The sequence below is a fragment of the Pseudomonas sp. 2 genome, assembly GCF_056627435.1.
In genome coordinates this window covers 130,580-146,647 of record NZ_JBWXNG010000013.1, presented here as the reverse complement: position 1 = coordinate 146,647, position 16,068 = coordinate 130,580, and the positions used below count along the sequence as shown (strand labels likewise).

Below are 16,068 nucleotides of genomic sequence, written 5' to 3'. Positions count from 1 at the left end.
CACAATTTCAAGAGAGAATGCCCATGACGATCGGATTTCGAGTGCTACAGGCACCGCGCAAAGTGAGCCCTGAGTGGGTCGCACGGTTTCGTGAAGTACCAGTGGCCAACGTCAGCGATTCGATGAACCGCATGACCGCAGGCGGCGCGAACCTGCGCCCGATGCACCGCGAAGGTGTGCTGGCCGGCCCGGCCCTGACGGTCAAGGCCCGCCCCGGCGACAACCTGATGCTGCATTACGCGATCGACATCGCCGAGCCTGGCGACGTGATCGTGGTCGACGCTGGTGGCGATCTGAGCAATGCCCTGATTGGTGAAATGATGGTGGCCTACGCGATCAAGCGTGGCGTGGCGGGCATCGTCATCCATGGCGCGATCCGCGATGCCGGCAGCATCGGCGCCGGCGACTTCCCGCTGTTCGCCGCCGGTGTGTCCCATCGCGGCCCGTACAAGGACGGCCCGGGGGAAATCAACGTGCCGATTGCCATTGCCGGCATGGTCATCGAGCCGGGAGATCTTGTGATCGGTGACGACGACGGCCTGCTCTGCGTGCCGTTCGATGAAGTCGCTGCCGTCTATGACCGCGCCCACGCCAAGCATGCGGCCGAGGTCAAACAGCTCGAGCAGATCGCCCGTGGCGAGAACGACCGCAGCTGGGTCCTCAAATCCCTGCAACAGAAAGGCTGCGCGCTGCCGCAATGACGCCAGCCTCGGGGTGCCTGTCAGGCGCCCCGTTACCTGTTCCCCCCACCGCCTGCGACCACATCAGGAGCCGCCATGAGCTTCTTTCCCGCCCCACAGATCACTGAAACCACTGTTTTCACCCGCCTGCCCGAGCACTTCCGCAAGCCGCGCCGCACCGCCTGGGCAGACGGCAACCGCCAAGGCCAGCACATCGACTCGTTTCTGGAAGGCCCGTCGTTCGACCGCCACGGCAATCTGTACGTCACCGACATTCCCTACGGGCGGATTTTCCGCATCTCTCCAGTTGGCGAGTGGGAACTGGTGTGCGAGTACGACGGCTGGCCCAACGGCTTGAAAATCCACCGCGACGGACGGATTTTCATCACCGATTACAAGCGCGGCATCATGGTGCTCGACCCCGCCAGCGGGCACATCGAACCCCTGCTCGAATCGGCCGGCTCCGAAGGCTTCAAGGGGGTCAACGATCTGGTCTTTGCGCCCAATGGCGACCTGTATTTCACCGATCAGGGCCAGACCGGCCTGCAGGACCCGACCGGGCGCGTCTACAAGCTGGACGCTCAGGGCCAGCTCAGTTGCCTGATCAACACCGTGCCCAGCCCCAACGGCATCGTCTACGACCCCAAGCTCAACCACTTGCTGATCGCTGTCACCCGCGCCCAGCAGATCTGGCGCATCCCGCTGGGCAACGGCTCGATCATTAGCAAGGTCGGCGTGTTCGCTCAACTGCATGGTGGGCTGGGTGGTCCGGACGGCCTTGCACTGGACGCCGAGAGCAACCTGTACATCGCCCACACCGGTTTCGGCTCGGTCTGGCGCCTGTCGAAAGTCGGCGAGCCGTTGCAGCGCATTGTGTCGTGCGAAGGCATCAGCAACACCAACCTGGCCTTTGGCGGCGAAGACGGCCGCACGCTGTTCATCACCGAATCGCAGAGCGGTTCCATCCTGCAAGTGCGCACACCGGTGCCGGGCCTGGCCATGTATTCACGCAGCTGACCCGCGGCAATGCAGTCCCCCTATAACAATGACAAAAGAAGTGACGCCATGACCCGAGAAACCCCGCCCCTCCCCGGGCTGACCGAGGCCGAAGGTGAACAGCTGCTGCGCCGCGTGATGCTGCGCATCCTGCCGTTCATCTTCGCCTGCTACGTGATCAGCTACCTGGATCGCACCAACGTCGGCTTTGCCGCCATCAGCATGAACAAAGACCTGGGCCTGACCGCCACGATGTTCGGCTGGGCGGCGGGCCTGTTCTTCTTCGGTTATTTCATTTTCGAGATCCCCAGCAACCTGTTGATGCAGCGCTTCGGCGCTCGCATCTGGATCGCCCGGATCATGATCACCTGGGGCCTGATCTCCATCGGCACTGCCTTCGCCACAGGTCCTGTGAGCTTCAGCATCATGCGTTTTCTGCTGGGCCTGGCCGAAGCCGGTTTCACGCCGGGGGTGTACCTGTATTTCACCTACTGGTTTCCCGGCAAATGGCGGGCGAAAGCCACGGCGGCGTTCCTCTTGGGCATTCCGGTGGCCAATATCTTCGGCTCGCCGCTGTCCGGCTTGCTGCTGGACATGCACGGGATTCTCGGCCTTAAAAACTGGCAGTTCCTGCTGGTGGCCGAAGCCTTGCCAGCCGTACTGCTGGGCATTGCCTGCCTGTTCGTGCTGGTGGATTCCCCGGCGAAGGCGCGCTGGATGAGCGAGCGGGAAAAAGCCTGGCTGACCGAAAAACTCGGCCACGAGCAGGCGGCCATCGGCGCGTCCCACGGCACTACGCTGCGCGGCGCGATGACCAACCCGAAAGTCTTCGTGCTGGCGGCGATCAATTTCTGCTGCATCGTCGGCTCCATCGGCATCGGCCTGTGGATGCCGCAGATCATCAAGAGCCTGGGGATGCAGAACAGTACGGTCGGTTTGGTTGCGGCGCTGCCCTACATTCTCGGCGCGATTTCCATGACGCTCTGGGCGCGCCTGGCCAACCGCAGCAAACAGCGCCTGCCTTACGTGGTGAGTGCTTTGGCGTTTGCGGCGCTGGCGCTGGTCCTGGCCGCGTTGATCGACACTCCGGTACTGAAAATCGCCAGCCTTGCCTGCGCCGTCGCCGGCATCCTGTGTTTCCAGGCGACCTTCTGGGCGATCCCGTCGACCTTCCTCACCGGGCGCGCGGCAGCGGGCGGGCTGGCGCTGATCGTGTCCATTGGCAACCTGGGCGGGTTCGTCGGGCCGTTCATGATCGGCCTGATCAAGGACGCTACCCAGTCGTACTCCGGCCCGTTCTATGCGGTGGCCTCGATCCTGATGCTCGGCACCTGCCTGATGCTGTGGCTGGGGGATCCGGCGCGGCGCAAGCACGATGGCGCCGATGACCTGCAGCCGAGCACCGCAACCCGTTGACTCCCCGCTACTGACCGCCTGCGCCATGCAGGCGGTCACCCTCGCTTGCTCACCTCGATCGCTTCGAATACCCCGCCGCTGACCCGACTCCCTCGTTCGAAGGGATTCACAACTTTTTTTGAACTATTAGACAACTGGCTAGCTGGCTATCTTTTTCGTTCTTGCGTTTGTATTCAGAACGTTACAAATGCCAATCCAAACGAGGGTGGCATCCGTCAAAACCCCTGCATTGAACTCGCGTGGATCCAATCTAACGTTTGGTGATCCATACCTGTGTAGAGGCTGATTGCGCTCGCCTGGCTCACCAATAAGAGAAACGTCTGACACGCCCCGCTATGGATCTTGGACTGCATCAACGCCCAAGCAATTGTCGCGTAGTTGTTTGTTTAGAAAGCGAAAGAAAGGGATTGGAAATGGAAAACGTCGTTGTCGCCGACAAAGCAACCTCTCAGATCGATGCCCATGCCTGGGGCGATCTGCAGCTGAAAAACCCCTCCGTCGTGCAAGTACCCGTGTCTCCCGACAAAGTGGCATCGGTCAGCCGCAACGGCCAGGACCTGGTGGTCAACCTCAAGAACGGTGAACAGCTCAAAGTCGCCAATTTCTTCGCCAGCAACCCGGAGGGAGTCACCAGCGACATCGTGTTCCAGGGTGAAGACGGCGCCCTCTGGCAGGCGCAGTACAGCGCACAGGCATTCGACGGTTTTACCTTTGAAGAGATCTCTTCGATCGATGAACTGATTGCCGGCGCCGGCGTGGTCGGCGGTTCGACCTCGGCCTGGGCCGTCGCCGGCCTGGGCCTGTTGGGTGCCGGAGGCGCGGCGGCGGTCTCGGGTGCTGGTGGTGGTGGAGGTGGAGGCGGCGGTGGTGATGGCGGTACACCCGGCGACACCACCGCCCCCGATGCGCCGACCAGTCTTCTGGTGTCGGCCAACGGTCTGATCCTGACCGGCCTCGGGGAAATCGGCGCGCGGGTCACGGTGCGCGACGCGTTCGGCAATGTTCTGGGTACCGGTATCGTGGGCAGCGACGGGCATTTCGAAATTGCGCTGAATGCCCCACAAACCAATGGCCAGTCGCTCAACGTCACCCTCACCGACGCCGCCGGCAACACTTCGGCGCCGGGCACGGCCATTGCCGGCGACACTACGGCGCCCGATGCGCCGGCCAATCTACTGGTCAATGCCGACGGCACTCATCTGACCGGGACCGGCGAGCCTGGCGCGACCATTCAGGTACGCGCCGCCGACGGCACCCTGATCGCCAGCGGCTTAGTGGCGGCCGACGGCACCTTCAACCTCACGCTCAACCCGGCTCAGGTCGACGGCCAGACCCTGTCGGTGACCGCCACCGACGCCGCTGGCAACGTCTCCGGCGCAGCGCAAGCCCAGGCGCCGGACATCGATAACCCCGGCACGCCGGACCAGACACCGCCGGATGCGCCGACCGATCTGGCCATCAGTAACAGCGGCACCCTGCTCACCGGCCATGGCGAGGTCGGCGCGCGAGTGACTGTCATCGACGCCAACGGCAATGTGCTGGGCACGGCGGTCGTCGGTGCGGACGGGCTCTTCCAGGTCACCCTTTCGCCTGCGCAGGTCAACGGAGAGTTACTGCAAGTCAGCCTGACTGATGCGGCGAACAACACCTCGGCCAACGTGTCGATTCAGGCCCATGACAATACGCCGCCCGTCACGCCCACCGACCTGTCTCTGTCCGCCGACGGCTCGACAGTGACGGGCCACGGCCACCCCGGCGTGCGCATCCTGATCCGTAATACCTCAGGCCAGGTCATCGGTGCCGGGCGCGCGGATGCCAACGGCGATTTCAGCATCACCCTCACGACACCGCAGACCAACGGCGAGCATCTGGATGTGGTGACCACCGATGCCGCGGGCAACAGTTCCGCGCCGGTGGTCATTACTGCACCGGACAACGATCCACCGGCGATCGTCACCAATGTGGTGATCAGCGCCGATGGCACACAGATTTCCGGCAAGGGCGAACCCCTGGCCACGGTGACCATTCTCGGGCCGAACGGTGCCGTCATCGCAACGGCGGTCGTGCAGGCCAATGGCAGCTTCGAAGCGACGCTGTCTCCCGCGGTCACCGTTGGAGACACTGTCCAGATCACCCAGACCGACGCTGCAGGCAATCCTTCGCCGACCCTTTCGGTGAACGCGCCCGATGCAACCGGCCCTGCGACACCGGGCAACCTTGCAGTCAGCGCGGACGGCACCCACCTCACCGGTACTGGCACGCCGGGCAATCTGATCGAGGTACGTGATGCCAACGGCACCGTGATCGCAACCGGCACCGTACAGCCCAATGGCACCTTCGATATCACTTTCAGCCCGCCGCAGATCAGCGGCGCAGTGGTGGACGTGGTGGCCGTCAGCGGCAGCGGTGGCAGCAGCGAAAGCTCGGTGACCGTTCCCGTCACGACACCGGACGCCACCCCACCCGCGGCCACCACCGACCTTGCCGTCAGCAACAACGGCCTGGCCTTGACCGGCCGTGGCGAACCGGGCGCGACCGTCAAGGTCACCGATGCCCAGGGCAATGTGCTGGGGACCGCAGTGGTCAACCAGGCGGGCAGCTTCAGCGTGACGCTGTCCAGCGCCCAGACCAACGGCCAGACCCTGAGCGTGGTGCAGACCGACGCCGCCGGCAACACCTCCACCGCGACCCCGGTGACCGCCACGGATCTGGACGGCCCGCTGCAACCGACGGGCCTCAGCGTCAACAGCGATGGCACCGTGCTCAGCGGTACTGGTGAAGCAGGTTCGCGGATCACCGTCAGGGACAGCAATGGCAACGTGTTGGGCACCGCGACCGTGGGCGCCGACGGCCACTTCAACGTGGCATTGAGCAGCCCGCAACACAACGGCCAGACGCTGCAGATCACAGCAGTCGATACGGCCGGCAATGCAGCGCCGCCCCTGCCCTACGTCACCCCCGATACCCAGGCCCCGGCACCGTTGACCGGCCTGGCCCTTAACACTCAAGGGCTGGTGCTGACCGGCAACGGAGAAGTGGGCGCCAACGTCATCGTGCGCGATGCCTCGGGTGCGATCATCGGTACAGGCTCGGTGGGCACGGATGGTCATTTCACCCTGACCCTGAACAGCCCACAGGTCGACGCGCAGGTTCTGCAAGTCACCCAGACCGATGCCGCTGGCAACGTTTCGCCGCCCTCTTCCATCACCGCCCCGGACACCACGGCACCCGGCGCTGTCACGGCGGTGAGCATCTCCGCCAACGGCCTGGTGATCACCGGTAATGGCCAGGTCGGCGCAACCGTTACCGTCCTCGACTCGACAGGCCATAGCCTGGGTACGGCGGTGGTCGGCGCCAACGGACGCTTCGAGGTCAATCTGTCTGCCGCACAAATCAACGGCCAGAACCTGACGGTGACCCAGGCCGACGGTGCGCCGGTCTCTTCGCCCCCGGTCCCGGTGCAGGCGCCGGATCTGCAGGCACCCGTGGCGCCAGAGCAACTGGTGCTCAATCCTGCAGGCAATGCGCTCTCCGGCACCGGCGAGGCCGGCGCCACGGTGCACGTCTACGGGCCGGGCGGCGTGTTGCTCGGCAGCATCGTGGTGGGCAGCGACGGCACCTTCACCGTGCCGCTGTCGGCGGTGCAGAACGACGGCCAGTTGCTGGTGGTCAATCAGACCGATCCGGCCGGGCATGTGTCGCCGGACGCTTCGCTCACCGCACCGGACACCACCGCCCCACCGCCACTGAGCAACGTGGCCCTCAGCGCCAACGGCGCCACAGTGACGGGCTTAGGTCAGGCCGGCGATACCGTGACCGTCAAGGACGCCCTGGGCAACGTGCTCGGCACCGCCGTGGTGGCCGCCAACGGCAGCTTCAGCGTGGCCCTGAACACACCGCAGCTGGACGGCCAGGTACTGAGCGTCACCCAGACCGACGCCAGCAACCTGCCCTCGCCGGTCAGCAACGTCACTGCACGCGACGTCACGGCGCCGCTTGCTCCGACCGGGCTGAGCGTCGATTCCAGCGGCGGCAACAGCGTGGTGCACGGCTCGGCCGAGGTGGGCAGTACCGTTCAAGTACTGGACGCCAACGGTCAGGTGCTGGGCAGCATCGTCGTGGATTCGAGCGGCACGTTCGCCATCCCCCTTGGCTCGCTCCTGGCCAACGGCGAAGCGCTGCATCTGGTCGCCACAGATGCGGCCTCGAACAGCTCGTTGCCTGCACCGGTCAGTGCACCGGACACCACAGCACCGGGCATCGTCACCAACCTGGCCATCGATCCGGCCGGCACCAGCGTTTCCGGTGTCGGCGAACCTGGCACCATCATCACTGTGCGCGTTGCCGGAGGTGCGGTGATCGGCACCGGCACCGTGGGCAGCAATGGGGTGTTCGTGGTGACCCTGACCACCCCTGCCGCGCCCGGCAGCAGCCTGCAAGTGGTCAGCACCGACGCGGCCAACAACGCCTCGACACCGGTGACACTGGCAGGCCCCGACGGCACGCAACTGGCGACCCCGAGCAGCCTGGCACTGAGCACCGACGGCTTCACCCTGACCGGTGTCGGCACGCCGGGGAGCACCATCACCATTACTGCCAGCGACGGCAGCACACTGGGCATTGGCCTGGTCGACAGCTTCGGCCGGTTCAACATCCGCCTGGCATCCGCGCAGATCAACGCACAGACCCTGCACGTCACCGCCAGCGACGGCGTGCACACCTCGGTACCGGGCACCATCATCGCCGCCGACAACACGCCACCCGATGCACTGACCCAGCTGACCATCAACGGCACCGGTACTGTGGTCTCCGGCCGAGGTGAAGCAGCCGCGACGGTGAGCATCAGCAACAGCGCCGGTACCGTGCTGGGCACCGCCGTGGTGGGCAGCGACGGCAGCTTCAACGTGACGCTGAACACCGCGCAACATGACGCGCAGTCGTTGATCGCCACCCAGCGCGACCCGGCCGGCAACGTCTCACAACCGGCCACCGTCGTTGCGCCGGACCTTACGGCGCCGGCAGCAGCCACGGGCTTGAGTATCAACAACGTCGGCACCGTGGTCAGCGGCCAGGGCGAGGCCGGGGCGACCGTCACCGTACGTGACGCCGCTGGCAACTTTCTCGCAGATGGCATCGTCGACCAGAGCGGTCATTTCCAGGTGACCCTGCCCGGCGCGCAGACCACCGGCGCGCCGCTGCACGTCACCCTCAGCGACGGCGCAGGCAACACCTCGCCTGACGCACTGCTCAATACGGTCGACAGCACCCCGCCAGCCGCCGTGCAGGTGGGTGTGATCAGCCCCGATGGCAGCACCCTCAGCGGCACCGGCGAGGTCGGCGCCACGGTCAAGGTGACCGATGCCAGCGGTAACCTGCTGGGCACCGCCGTGGTGGGCAGCAACGGCCTGTTCACCGTGACCCTCAACCCTGCGCCCAACAACGGCCAGACCCTGGACATCAGCCAGACCGACCCGAGCGGCAACGTCTCGCCTTCGGTCACCGCAACGGCGCCCGATATCACGCCACCTGCCGCACTGACCCAGGTGTCGGTCAATGCCGACGGCGTCACGGTGATCGGCCATGGCGAACCCGGCGCGACGGTCACCGTGCGCAGCGCCGACGGCACCCTGCTCGGCACGGGTCTTGTGGCGGCCAACGGCTCGTTCAGCCTGACGCTCAACACGCCGCAACTCAACGCTCAAGTGCTGACGGTCACTCAGGAAGACCCGCCGGGCAACGTGTCCACGGCGGTGACGGTGATCTCTGTCGACCACACAGCGCCAGACGCCCCGCTTGGGCTGACCCTCAACCCGGCCGGCCTGCAACTGGGCGGCACCGCCGAAGCGGGCAGCACGGTGACCGTGCGCGATGCCGCAGGCAACGTGCTCGGCACTGCTACCGCTGCGGCCAACGGCACCTTCCAGGTGGTGCTCAACAGCGCCCAGCTCAACGGCCAGAACCTCAGCGTCACGGCCACCGATGCGGCGGGCAATGTGTCGGCCGCCACGCCCCTCCAGGCCGGCGACACCACACCACCGGCAGCGGCGGGCAATCTGGCGATCAGCGCGGACGGCCTGACCCTGGCCGGCAGCGGCGAAGCAGGCGCGACGGTGGTGGTGCGCGATGTCAACGGCACGCAACTGGGCACGGCCACCGTCGGCAACAACGGCGCTTTCAGCGTAAACCTGTCGCCAGCGATCGGCGCGGGCACCACGGTCACCGTTGTGCAGACCGATGCGGCAGGCAACCCCTCGCCGAGCGCCACCGTCACCGCGCCCGGTTCGCTGGCAGAACCGGCCCCGACTCAACTGAATCTCAGCGCCGATGGCCTGACGCTGACCGGCGCCGCCCACGTCGGCAGCACCGTCACCATTCGCAGCGCCTCGGGCGCCGTGCTGGGCAGCGCGCTGGTGGGCAGTAACGGCACCTTTAGCGTCACCCTCAGCGCCGCGCAACTCAATGGCGAGCACCTTTCAGCCAGCGCCACCTCCAGTGACGGCATCAACTCGCTGGCCACGGACTATATTGCCGCCGACGTCACTGCTCCGTCAGCCCTGACCAACCTGGTGCTGGCGGCGAACGGCCTCGCCCTGAGCGGGCGCGGCGAAGCCGGTGCAACAGTCACGGTGACCGGCAACGGCGGCGTGATTCTGGGCACCGCAGTCGTGGCCGCCAACGGCACCTTCAGCCTGAACCTCAATGCTGCGCAAACCGCAGGCCAGCAACTGCACCTGAGCCAGACCGACGCCAGCGGCAACGAATCGGTCAGCGTCAACCTGCTGGCACCGGACCTGCTGGCGCCCAATGCGCCGGCCGCCCTGGCGGTCACCGCCGACGGCACCGTGCTGTCCGGCACCGGGGAAGCCGGGGCGACGGTCAATATCTACAACCCGTCCGGCACGCTGGTCGGCACCGGCACCGTGCGCATCGACGGCACGTTCTCGGTCACCCTGAACACGCCTCAGAACAACGGCCAGGTGCTGTCGGTCACGCTGACCGATGCCTCGGGCAACATTTCCTTGCCCGGCAGCCTGACCTCGGTGGACACCACCGCACCGAGTGCCCTGACCCAGCTGGCAATTTCCAGCGACGGCCAGACCCTGACCGGCCATGGCGAAGCGGGCGCGCTAGTGAAAGTGACCGACGCCCTGGGAAATACCCTGGGTACGGTCACCGTGGGCAGCACCGGCACCTTCACCCTGGTGCTGACCACCCCGTTGACTAACGCTCAGATCCTGACGTTGGTGCAAACCGATACGGCGGGCAACGTCTCGGCGCCGACAAACCTGCTGGCACCGGACACCACCGCGCCCGATCCGCTGAGCGGCGTTACCATCAATACCTCCGGGCTGCTGGTCACCGGTAACGGCGAGGCCGGGGCCACCGTCACGGTCAAGGATGCGGCGGGCAATCTGTTGGGCACCACCGTGGTGCTGGCCAACGGCACCTTCGCCGTCACCCTCAGCTCGCCGCAGCTCAACCATCAGGTGCTGAGCGTGCAGCAGGCCGACCCGCCGGGCAACGTCAGCGCGCCGGTGACCATCACCGCGCCCGACCTCACTCCGCCGCAAGTGGCGAGCAACCTGTTGCTCAATGCTACAGGCGATACCCTCAGCGGCAATGGCGAGGCTGGCGCGAGCATTCGCGTGACCCTGGCCAACGGCGCCGAAATCGGTACTGGCACTGTCCTCGCCAACGGCAGCTTCCTGATCACCCTGACCCAACCTCAGACCAACGGCGAAAAAGTCTTCGTGGTGCTGACCGACGCAGCGGGCAACGCCTCGGTGGCCGGCACCCTCACCGCCCCTGACATCACGCCGCCCGCCGCGGTCGCGCAACTGGCGATCGACAACACCGGGCTGATCCTCACCGGGACCGGCGAGGCCGGTGCCCAGCTGTCCATCACCAATGCCGCCGGCACCACCCTGGGCACCGGCACGGTCGGCGCTGACGGGCGTTTCACGGTCATCCTCAATCAGGCGCAACTCAACGGCGAAGTGATCAGCGTGGTGCAGCGCGACGGCGCGGGCAATCCGTCGGTTGCCGCAACCGTCACTGCCGTCGACCACACACCGCCTGCCCCGCCTGCAGTCACGGCCATCAGCGCAGACGGCCTGACACTCAGCGGCACCGGCGAGATCGGCGCGACCGTGCGCGTCACCAGCGCCAGTGGCGCCGTTCTGGGCACTGCAATTGTTGGCGCAAACGGCAGCTTCAGTGTGGCGCTGTCTGCCGCACAATTGAATGGCGAAACCTTAAACCTGACCCAGACCGACGTCGCCACCAACCGCTCGGATGTGGCGACCTATCAGGTGCCCGATGTCACCGCCCCAGCGGCGGTCACCAACCTGGCCGTGGGCCAGAGCGGCCTGATCCTCACCGGTAACGGCGAGGCTGGAGCCAGCGTCACGGTCACCAGCAGCACCGGCACCGTGCTGGGCACCGGGACGGTGCTGGCCAACGGCGCCTTCTCCATCACGCTCAACAGCGCCCAGCTCAACGGCCAGGTGCTGACAGTGGTGCAGACGGACGCGGCGAACCATCTATCGCCACCGGCGCCGGTCACGGCCCCCGATTCGACACCGCCGGTCATTCCGAGCAGCGCGACGCTGAACGTGGGCGGGACGATCCTGTCAGGCACCGCCGAAGCGGGCAGTACCGTCACCGTCACCTCCGCCACCGGCGTGGTGCTGGGCAGCGGGCAGGCCGACGCCAGCGGTCACTTCGACATAACCCTCAACGCGGCACAGACCAACGGCCAGCTGCTCTCGGTGGTGGCCACCGACACCGCGAACAACCATTCGCCGGTGCTGACCGTCACCGCACCCGACACCACGGCACCGGGCCTGGTGACCAACCTGACCATCAACGCCGCGCACAACCAACTGGTCGGCCGCGGTGAAGCCGGGGCCAGCGTGGTCGTCACACTGGCAGGCCTGACCGTCGGCACCGGCACTGTCGCCGCCGACGGCACCTTCTCCATCACGCTGAACACCACCATCCCGTCCACCCAGGTGCTCAACGTGGTGCAGACGGACCCCAGCAACAACCACTCGCTGGGCGTCGACTTCACCGTGCCTTCGCTGCTGCCACCCGCAGCACCGACGCAACTGGCCCTTAGCGCCAACGGCCTGACGATTACCGGTTCAGCGGCGGCCAACACCACCATCAATGTCTATGGCACGGGCGGCACCCTGCTCGGCACCGCAACCACCGGCGCAGGCGGCACCTTCAGCGTGACGCTCAACGCTGCGCAGACCAATGGCCAGAGCCTGCAAGTGACCGCCACGGCGACCACGGGCGAAACCTCGTTGCCGACCGCTTACCTCGCCGCCGACACCACACCACCGACGCCGCTGACCGACCTTGCGATCAACGCCACCGGGACCCTGGTGACCGGCCGCGGTGAAGTCGGCGCCACCGTCACCATCAACGCCCCCGGCGGCGCCGTGCTGGGCACTGCCGTGGTCGGCGCCAACGGCACGTTCAGCGTGCTGCTGACCACCGCCCAGGCCAACGGGCAGATTCTCAGTGCCCATCAGGCTGACGCAGCCGGCAATTCGTCGACCTCCCTCAACGTCACGGCGCCGGACATCACCGCGCCAAACGCGGTGACATCCCTGGGCCTGAACGGCGCCGGGCTGATACTGAGCGGGAGGGGTGAAGTCGGCGCCACGGTCACCGTGCGCGGGGCCAGTGGCGTGCTGGGCAGCGCCGTAGTGGACACCAACGGTACCTTCTCGGTGACCCTCAGCGCGGCGCAGCTCAACGGCCAGGCCTTGACCGTGAGCCAGGCGGATGCTGCGGGCAACGTTTCCGTCAGCGTGCCGTACACCGCTGCCGACACAACGCCGCCTGCGGCGCTGACCAACCTGACGCTGAACGCGGCGGGGTTGCTGGTGGGCGGTAATGGCGAGGCCGGTGCGACCGTCACCGTCACCAATGCTGCCGGCACGGTGCTGGGCACCGGCGTGGTCAATGCGTCCGGCACCTTCGCCATCACGCTGAACGCGGCCCAGCTCAACGGCCAGATCCTCAACATTCAGCAGAGCGATGCAGCGGGCAATCTGTCGCCGGTCGGCCACGTTACGGCCACCGATATCCAGGCACCGCTGGTGCCGACCTCGCTGGCCCTGGCGGCCAATGGCACCACCCTCACCGGCGTCGGCGAGGCAGGCGCCACGGTCAACGTGTACAACGCCGCAGGCACCTTGCTGGGCACCGGGCAAGTGGGTGTCACGGGCACCTTCAGCCTGACCCTCAATACCCCGCAACTGGACGGCCAGGCCCTGACCGTACGCCTGGTGGACGCCGCCAACAACGTTTCGGCGGCCGGCACCCTGACCGCGCCGGACACCACGGCGCCAGGCGCACCGACCGGCGTGGCGGTCAATGCCACCGGCACCCTGCTCACCGGTACCGGCGTTGCCGGCTCGACCGTCAGCGTACGCACGGCGGGCGGCCTGGTTCTGGGCACGGGCACCGTGGCCGCCAACGGCACCTTCTCGATCGCGCTGTCCACGGCGCAGATCAACAACGAAGTGCTGAGCGTGACCCAGGCCGATGCGGCCGGCAACGTCTCGGTGGCCGCCAACGCCACCGCGCCGGACCTCACCCCGCCAGCAGCGGCCACCACGCTGGTGGTCAGCGGCGACGGCCTGAGCCTGAGCGGGGTCGGCGAAGCGGGCTCGACCGTCACGGTCAAATCCGCCAGCGGCGTGGTCTTGGGCACTGGCACCGTGGGCGGCACCGGGGTGTTCAGCATCACGTTGAACGCCGCGCAGATCAACGGCGAAAAACTGACCGTCAGCCTGACCGACAGCCGCGGCAACGTTTCCGTGGGGGCCAACGTCACCGCGCCGGACATCGACGCCAACGCGCCGGTCACCGCCAGCGACAACATCGCGATCGCCAACGTGATCATCACCCCCGCCACCACGGTGCAGAACTACAGCGACTCGTTCACCACCCTGCTCGCAGGTTTCAGCAAGACCTACACCTTCACCATCAACAGCGGCACGGCGGTGGACCCGATCCTGACGCTGACCGCCGGCAGCGTGTTGAACCTGCTCAACGGCATCAGCTACACGCTGCAGGTCAAGAACGCCAGCGGCGCCTGGGTGACCCTGGACGTCAACGGCAACAGCGGCCTGCTCAACCTGCTGGGCATCGGCAACAACGGGCTGCAAGTGAGCATGGGCCACCTGCTCAGCGGCGATTACCGGCTGGTGGTGGGCAGCTCCGGCATCGGTCTGCTGACCACGGTCACCACCCAACTGGCGCTGAGTATCACTAGCCTGACGCAGTTCAACGGCGCAGCGGGCGTGGTCACCACCGGCAACGTCATCACCGACGTCGGCACCAACGGCCAGGCCGACCAGACCGGGCCGGACAACGGCGCCGTGCTGCAGATCATGAAAGGCGGCAGCTACGTCGCGGCCGGTGCAGGCACCACGGTGCAAGGGCTGTACGGCACCCTGACCATCGACTCCAGCGGCCATTACACCTACACCAGCAATGGCAGCGTCAGCAGTGTCGGCAAGGTCGACGTGTTCAGCTATCAGCTGCTCCACGCCAACGGCCTGAGCGCCACCGCCAACCTCTACGTGCGCATCGACAGCCCACAGGCCACCGAAGTCTGGAGCGACAGCAGCCCGGCAAGCCCGGCGCTGCTGGTGGACGCCACCAACGACATCGCCCACTCGAGCATCACCCTGGCGAACAAGGTCGACACCTCGACCACCGGGGGCAGCTTCGGCATCGTCCTGGGTGGCGGCAGCGGCTCGTACACCACCACCGTGGCGGCCAATGCCACGGGTAACCTCAATGTCGTGCTGCATGCCACCAACCTGCTCAACCTGCTGGGCGGCCTGACAGTCGGGCTGTACAAGCTCAACACGGTCAGCGGCCAGTACGAGCTGGTCAAATCCTACGCCGGCAACGCCTTACTCAGCATCGGCGGGGGCGATTACGGCATCAACTTCACCGGCCAAGGCACAGGGACCTATCAGGTGAGGGTCGCGGTCAGCGGGGTCAGCCTGCTGACGACGGTCACCACCACCGTCACTAACACCAGCACCTACAGCAACCAGTTCGTGGTCGGCAGCTACACGCCGGTCTCGGGCAACCTGCTGACCGACACCGCTGGCGGTGGCGTCGATGTGCTGGGCTCGCCGTACACCCTGCTCAGCGTGTTGCTGGCCGGCAGCTACGTGACCCCGGGCTACAACGGCGTGACCATTGCCGGCACCTACGGCTCGCTGCTGGTGCATGCCGACGGCAGCTACACCTACACCCTCAACGCCGGGCAGACCAACTCGGTGATCGGCCATCAGGACGTGTTCACCTACCAGTTGACCCACCCCAACGGCACCACCGACACCGCGACCCTGACCGTCACCCTGGATCAGGCCAGCGCGGTAACCGCCACCACCTTCTCCGCGCTGAGCACGGTGGAGGATCACAGCGCGCTGACCGCGGTGGCGGCTGCGTCCACCGCCGAAACCCTCCAGGGCACCTCGGGCAACGATACGCTTGACGGCTCCCACGGTGGCGCCGTCACGCTCAACGGTGGCGCGGGCAATGACACGCTGATCATCGCCGACCAGCACTTCGCCTCGGTCGATGGCGGCACCGGCACCGACACCCTGCTGTGGGCCGGCGGTGATGCCACGATCAACCTGGGGGATCTGCAGAGCCGCATCCACAACATCGAGATCCTCGACCTCAACACCACCAGCGCGGTGTCGCTGACCCTGAATCTGGCGGATGTGCTGGCGATCACCTCCTCGGACAACAACACCCTGGTGATCAAGGGCGACAGCAAGGACAGCGTGCACATGACCGACACCTGGACCGCCGATGCCGGCACCCACCAACTGGATGGAATCGACTATACCCAATACACCCCTTCGGAGGATCCGAGCCACCATTTGTGGGTACAGAACGGCGTACACGTAGTTTGACAGCAGGGCAG

4 protein-coding genes are annotated in these 16,068 nt (G+C 66.3%); all 4 read left to right on the top strand.

Going from position 1 to position 16,068, the window contains the following annotated elements; all coding sequences use genetic code 11:
• The first annotated feature begins 23 nt into the window (after positions 1-23).
• Entirely contained in the window at positions 24-701 is a 678-nt protein-coding gene (locus tag AC1MEK_RS21130) for an RraA family protein (RefSeq protein WP_480398218.1), read from the top strand.
• Between the two features lie 75 nt (positions 702-776).
• A complete protein-coding gene (locus AC1MEK_RS21125; protein ID WP_480398217.1) occupies positions 777-1,697 on the top strand; it encodes an SMP-30/gluconolactonase/LRE family protein in 921 nt (306 codons plus the stop codon).
• Between the two features lie 48 nt (positions 1,698-1,745).
• Positions 1,746-3,092, top strand: a complete 1,347-nt coding sequence (locus AC1MEK_RS21120) for an MFS transporter (protein WP_480398216.1) — start codon at positions 1,746-1,748, stop codon at positions 3,090-3,092.
• A gap of 413 nt (positions 3,093-3,505) precedes the next feature.
• A complete protein-coding gene (locus AC1MEK_RS21115; protein WP_480398215.1) occupies positions 3,506-16,057 on the top strand; it encodes a BapA/Bap/LapF family large adhesin in 12,552 nt (4,183 codons plus the stop codon).
• Positions 16,058-16,068: the final 11 nt, after the last annotated feature.